2 protein-coding genes are annotated in these 6,282 nt (G+C 75.5%); both read left to right on the top strand.

The genetic code is table 11. The annotated features are described in order from the left end of the window. Positions 1–22 precede the first annotated feature (22 nt). Positions 23–4,549, top strand: coding sequence for a type I polyketide synthase (locus JL475_RS37745; RefSeq protein WP_202282730.1), 4,527 nt, complete (start codon positions 23–25; stop codon positions 4,547–4,549). A gap of 14 nt (positions 4,550–4,563) precedes the next feature. After that, on the top strand, positions 4,564–6,282 hold a 1,719-nt coding region (locus JL475_RS37740; protein ID WP_237409409.1), incomplete at its 3' end, for a type I polyketide synthase.

Raw genomic sequence — 6,282 nt, 5'->3', positions numbered from 1 at the left:
GGCGGGTGTGATCAAGGCGGTGATGGCGATGCGTGCGGGCCACATGCCGCGCACGCTGCACGTGGACGTGCCGTCCTCGCAGGTCGACTGGTCGGCGGGGGCCGTCCGGCTGCTGACCGAGCCGCAGGAATGGGCGGAGGACGGCCGTCCCCGCCGGGCGGGTGTCTCCTCCTTCGGCATCAGCGGCACCAACGCCCACGTCATCCTCGAACAGTCGGCAGAGCCCGAGGCGGACCGTACGGACGAGCAGCCGTCCACGCTCCCGGCCGGTACGCCCGTGCCCGTGGTGTTCTCCGCCCGGGGCGGCATCCAGGCGCAGGCCGGGGCGCTGCGCGACTTCGTCGTCGCGCACGAGGACCTGAACCTCCTCGACCTGGCCAGGTCCTTGGCGGCATCCCGTGCCGGACTGGAGGACCGGGCCGCGATCGTGGCCGAGGACCGGAGCACACTGCTCCGCAGCCTGAACGTCCTCGCCACGGGCGGCACCGCTCCGGGCGTCTTCCAGGGCGGGGAGCAGGACGGCTCGACGGCGTTCCTGTTCTCCGGTCAGGGCTCCCAGCGGATGCGCATGGGCAAGGAACTCGCCGCGACGTTCCCGGTGTTCGCCGAGGCGTACGAGACGGTGTGCGCGGAGCTGGACCGTCACCTGCCGCGTCCGCTGCGCGAGGTGGTCGACGGCGACGGGCAGGCGCTGGAGCAGACCGAGTTCACCCAGCCGGCGCTCTTCGCCCTCGAAGTCGCCCTCTTCCGCCTGCTCGAGTCCTGGGGCATCCGCCCCGACTTCGTGGCCGGCCACTCCATCGGCGAGATCGCCGCCGCGCACGCCGCCGGCGTCCTCACCCTCCCCGACGCCGCCCGGCTGATCGCGGCGCGGGGCCGGCTGATGCAGGCACTGCCCGCGGGCGGTGTGATGGTGGCCGTCGAGGCGGCCGAGGAGGAGGTCCGTCCGCTGCTGGCGGCGGGCGTGGACATCGCCGCGGTGAACGGTCCGCGGGCGGTGGTCCTCTCGGGTGCGGCGCAGGCCGTAGAGGCCGTGGTGGAGCAGCTGGCGGAGCTCGGACGCCGTACCAAGCGGCTCAAGGTCAGCCACGCCTTCCACTCGTCCCTGATGGAGCCGATGCTGGAGGAGTTCCGCGCCGTCGCGGCCGGCATCTCCTACGCGCCCGCGCAGATCCCCTTCGTCTCCACCGTCACCGGCGCCCGCGCCGGGGACGAGCTGTGCACCCCCGCGTACTGGGTGGACCACGTCCGCGACGGCGTGCGCTTCGCCGACGCCGTCGCGGCCCTCGCCGCCGACGGCGTACGGACCTTCGTCGAGATCGGCCCGGACGCGGTCCTCGCCGGCATGGGCGCGCAGTGCGTCGACGCCGACAGCGGCGCCGTCTTCCTGCCCGTACTGCGCCGCGGCCGCCCCGAGGACGCCGAGGCCGTCGCGGCCCTGGCCCGGCTGTTCACGCGGGGCGCCGACGTCCGGTGGGCCGGCCTGCTGGGCACGGGCCCGGTGGTCGACCTCCCGACCTACGCCTTCCGCCACCGCCGCTTCTGGCTCGACGCCGCCCCCGCCACCGACGTGGCAGGTGTCGGACAGGTGCCCGTGGGCCACCCCATGCTCGGCGCGGCCGTCGCCCTCCCCGGCACCGACGGCCTGCTGATGACGGGTCGCCTCTCCGTCCACGCGCAGCCCTGGCTGGCCGACCACATCGTGCACGGGGCGATGCTCCTGCCGGGTACCGGCTTCGTCGAACTGGCGCTGCGGGCCGGCGAACAGGCCGGCTGCCCGCAGGTCGAGGAACTCACCCTGCACGCCCCCCTGGTCGTCCCCGACCAGGGCGGCACCGCCCTCCAGGTCCTCGTCGGCGCACCCGACGACAGCGGGCGGCGCCCGGTGACCGTCTTCTCCCAGCCGGAGAACGCGCCCGCCGGCGCCGACTGGACGCGGCACGCCGAGGGCGTCCTCGCCCCGGCCGCCGACTCCGCGCCCGCTGCGGCGTTCGAGGTGTGGCCGCCCGCGGGCGCGACACCGGTGGAGCTGGACCTCACCGCCGCCTACGGGCACCTGGCGAGCCGCGGCTACGGCTACGGCCCCGCCTTCCAGGGCCTGCGCGCCGCCTGGCGCCGCGGCGACGAGGTCTTCGCCGAGGTCGAACTGCCCGCCGAGACCGCCGCCGGCGCCGCCGCGTACGGACTGCACCCCGCCCTCTTCGACACCGCCCTCCACGCCGACCTGCTCAACGACACCGACGGCCCGCCGCTGCTGCCCTTCGCCTGGAACCGGGTCTCGCTGCACGCCACCGGTGCGTCCGCCCTGCGCGTACGGATCGTACGGATGCGCGGAGACGACCTGACGTCCGTGGAACTGGCGGACGGTGACGGCCGGCTCGTCGCCCGCGTCGCCTCGCTGGTCTCCCGCCCCGTCACCGACACCGACCTCAGCGCCGCCACGGCCGACCCGGTGACCTCAGCGCTCCACCGCACCGACTGGCAGCCCCTGCCCCCCGGCGCGCCGGCGCCGTCCGCCGAGCCGCACCGCTGGGCCGTCCTGACCCCGTTCGCGGACGACGCGACCGCGACAGCCCTCGGCACCGACCTGTCCCGCCACGCCGACCTGGCGGCGCTGACCGAAGCCATCGCCTCCGGTACGGACCCGGCCCCGGCGACCGTCCTGCTGCCCTGCGCACCGCGGACGCCGCACCTGGACGGCGGCCTCCCCGAGCGGGTGCGGGACACCGCCGACCGCATGCTCGCGCTGCTCACGGGCTGGCTGGCGGAGGAACGCCTGCGCGACACCCGGCTCGTCGTCGTGACGACGCACGCCGTCGCCGTGCCGGATCCGGCGTCCGACAGCGCTCCGGACCTCGCGCTCGCCCCGCTGTGGGGCCTGGTCCGCGCGGCGCAGGCCGAGCACCCGGACCGCTTCGTCCTCGTCGACACCGACGGCACCGAAGCGTCCCTGCGCGCCCTGCCCACCGCGCTCGCGGCCGGCGAACCCGAGACGGCCCTGCGCAACGGCGCCGTCCGCATCCCCCGCCTCGTCGCGACGCCCCCGCCCACCGCGGCCGACAGCGCTGTCCACAACCCCTGGCGCGACCTCGACCCCGAGGGCACCGTCCTGATCACCGGCGGCACCGGCCTGCTCGGCGGCGCGCTCGCCCGGCACCTCACCACCGCGTACGGTGTCCGGCACCTGCTGCTCACCAGCCGCACCGGTACGGCGGCCCCGGGGGCCCACGAGCTGACGGCCGAGCTGAAGGAACTCGGCGCCGACGTCACCGTCGCCGCCTGCGACGCCGCCGACCGCGACGCCCTCGCCGACCTGATCCGGGCGATCCCCCCGAGCCGGCCCCTGACCGCCGTGGTGCACGCGGCCGGGCAGCTGGACGGCGCCGTGCTGGGTTCGCTGACGGCGCGGCAGCTCGACGCCGTCCTGCGGCCGAAGGTGGACGCCGCCTGGCACCTGCACGAACTCACCCGCGACCTCGGTCTCGCCGCCTTCCTGCTCTACTCCTCGGCCGGCGGCCAGGTCATCACCGCGGGACAGGCCAACTACGCCGCCGCCAACACCTTCCTCGACGCTCTCGCCCAGCACCGTACGGCCGCGGGGCTGCCCGCCCGGGCGCTGGCCTGGGGGCCGTGGGAGGGCAGCGACGGCGCCATCGACGTCGGCCGCATCGCCCGCTCGGGCATCCGCGAGCTGACGATGGCCGAAGGCATGGCGCTGTTCGACGACGCCGCCCGGCTGCCCGAGACCGCTACCCACGCCGTCCTCACCCCCCTCAAGCTCGACCTCGACACCCTGACCGACCGCGCGGCCGCTCCCGCGCTGCTGCGCGGTCTGGCGGCCGGCCGGCCCCCCCTTCGGCCGGCCGCCACCTCCTCCGCACCAGCCACGGCCGGCGGCGCGGGCGGTCCGAAGGACGACGCCGACCTGCTCGACCGGCTCGCCGCCTCCTCCGCGGAGGAACGCGGCCGCCTCCTCCTGGGCGTGGTCCGCCGGCGTACCGCGGCTGTCCTCGGCCACGACAACGCGCGGTCCGTCGACCCCCGTCGCGGCTTCACCGAGATGGGCCTCGACTCGCTCGCCGCGGTCGAGCTCCGCAACAGCCTCGGCACGGTCACCGGCCTGCGGCTGCCCGCCACGCTCGTCTTCGACCACCCGAACCCCACGGCGCTCGCCGGGTACCTCCTGGAAGAACTCCGGGACGAACTGGGCGACCCCGCAGAGGCGCAGGCGCCGAACGGCGGCAACCCCCCGGCGCAGCTCAGCGACGACGCCGTCCTGAGCCTGCTGACCCGGGTCCCGGTCCAGCGCATGCGCGAGTCCGGCCTCCTGGACGGTCTCCTGGCCCTCGCCGAGCCCACCGCCCCGCAGGCGGCGGGCGACGGCAACGGCCACGCCCCCGGCGCGAGCGACGCCCAGGCCGTCGGCGCCGCCCCGGAGGCCCGCCGCGAGGCGATCGCGGCCATGGACATCGACGCCCTGGTGCGGGCCGCGCTCGACGGCGTACCGCAGCAGAGGACCGACACGGACGAGCGGGGAACGGCAAAGTGACACAGACGAGTTCCATGGATCAGGTCGTCCAGGCACTCCGCCAGACCCTGATCGACAACGAGCGGCTGCGCGAGGAGAACACACGCCTCACCGCGGAGGCGGCGGCCCCGACGACGGACGAACCCATCGCCGTCGTCGGCATGGCCTGCCGCCTCCCCGGCGGCATCCGCACCCCGGAGGAGCTGTGGCGGCTGCTCCTCGACGGCACGGACGCCGTCTCCGGTTTCCCCACCGACCGCGGCTGGGACCTGGCCCAGCTGTACGACCCGACGGGGGAACGCCCCGGCGCCAGCCACGCCCGTCAGGGCGGCTTCCTCTACGACGCCGCCGACTACGACGCCGCGTTCTTCGGCAACTCACCCCGCGAGGCCCGCGACATGGACCCGCAGGAACGGCTGCTGCTCGAATGCTCCTGGGAGGCCCTGGAGCGCGCCGGCATCGTCCCCGACACACTCGCCGGCAGCCCGACCGGCGTCTACGCCGGCGTGATGTACCACGACTACGGCACCGGCACGAGCGGCGGCTCCCTGGTGTCGGGCCGGGTGGCGTACACCCTGGGCCTGGAGGGCCCGGCGGTGACGGTGGACACGGCGTGCTCCTCGTCCCTGGTGGCGCTCCACCTGGCGGTGCGGTCCCTCCAGCGCGGCGAATCCTCGCTGGCCCTGGTCGGCGGCGTGACGGTGATGGCAACGCCCGACATGTTCGTCTACTTCAGCGAGCAGCGCGGCCTCGCCCCCGACGGCCGCTGCAAAGCCTTCGCCGCCTCCGCCGACGGCGTCGGATGCTCCGAGGGCGTGGGCGTGCTGGTGGTGGAGCGTCTGTCGGACGCCCGCCGACTGGGCCACCCCGTCCTCGCGGTGGTGGCGGGCTCGGCGGTCAACCAGGACGGCGCGTCCAGCGGCCTGACCGCGCCGAACGGTCCCTCCCAGCAGCGGGTGATCCGGGCCGCGCTCTCGGGCGCGGGCCTGTCGGCCGCCGACGTGGACCTGGTGGAGGGGCACGGCACCGGCACGACGCTGGGTGATCCGATCGAGGCGCAGGCGCTGCTGGCCACCTACGGCCAGGACCGGCCGGCCGACGAGCCGCTCTATCTGGGGTCGGTGAAGTCCAACCTGGGGCACACCCAGGCCGCCGCCGGCGTGACCGGAGTCCTGAAGGCGATCCTGGCCATGCGCGCGGGCGTCATGCCCGCGACGCTCCACGTCGACGAGCCGTCACCGCAGGTCGACTGGTCGGCGGGCGCCGTGGAACTGCTGACGTCGTCGCGTCCCTGGACACGGGGCGACGGCCCCCGGCGGGCAGCCGTGTCGTCGTTCGGGATCAGCGGGACCAACGCCCACGTCATCATCGAGGAAGCCCCGGGCGAGGACAGCGAGTCCGTGCCCGGGACGGTCACCCTGCCGGTGGTGCCGTGGGTGCTGTCGGGGCAGAGCCAGGAGGCGGTACGGGAGCAGGCGGCCCGCCTGGCGGACTGGGTACGGGCCGACGCGGGCCTGGGCCCGGTGGACGTCGGCTACTCGCTCGCGACGACACGCGCGGCACTGGAACACCGGGCCGTCGTACTCGGCACCCAGCGCGCCCACCTCCTCGACGAACTCGCCCGGCTGGCCGACGACGCCGAGAACGCGGTGAGCGGCGTGGCGCAGATCGGCGAGGCCACCGGGTTCGTGTTCCCGGGGCAGGGGGCGCAGCGGGTGGGGATGGGCCGGGGTCTGTATGAGGCGTTCCCGGTG

Origin of the sequence: Streptomyces sp. M2CJ-2 (genome assembly GCF_016757295.1) — a bacterium.
In the GTDB taxonomy this organism is placed as follows: domain Bacteria; phylum Actinomycetota; class Actinomycetes; order Streptomycetales; family Streptomycetaceae; genus Streptomyces.
This window is presented reverse-complemented; position numbering and strand designations above follow the sequence as displayed.

Excerpts from the sequence above, each read along its gene's own strand:
- JL475_RS37745 (WP_202282730.1), top strand. The coding sequence starts at position 23 with ATGGCGATGCGTGCGGGCCACATGCCGCGCACGCTGCACGTGGACGTG.